General features: G+C 68.3%; 1 protein-coding gene. It reads right to left on the reverse strand.

Annotated elements, in window-relative coordinates; translation table 11 throughout:
- Positions 1-265, reverse strand: a 265-nt coding sequence (locus SB753_RS38085) for a hypothetical protein (RefSeq protein WP_410805295.1), incomplete at both ends; no start/stop codon positions are given.

The raw sequence follows: 265 nt of genomic DNA on the forward strand, positions 1-265 counted from the left end.
GCCCAGCCGGCGCCTTGGCCTCGTCGTCCTCACGCACGGGTCGTCGCATGGGACGCGCTCTCGCCGGTCCTCCGTAGCTCGAGAGGTCGGAGCCGTCGTCGAGAGTGAAGATCAGCTGCCACCGCAGATCGATCTCGCGCACCCGGCTCCAGCCGAAAGACGTGCGCCGCAGCATGTTCTGCACCATCGCCCCGTCGTCGTCGATGCGGACGACCGAGACGAAGGCGATCTCGTAGACGACCCAGAGCCCCAGCAGCACCCACGG

The sequence above is a fragment of the Paraburkholderia sp. SIMBA_053 genome, assembly GCF_046534895.1.
GTDB lineage: Bacteria > Pseudomonadota > Gammaproteobacteria > Burkholderiales > Burkholderiaceae > Paraburkholderia > Paraburkholderia caledonica.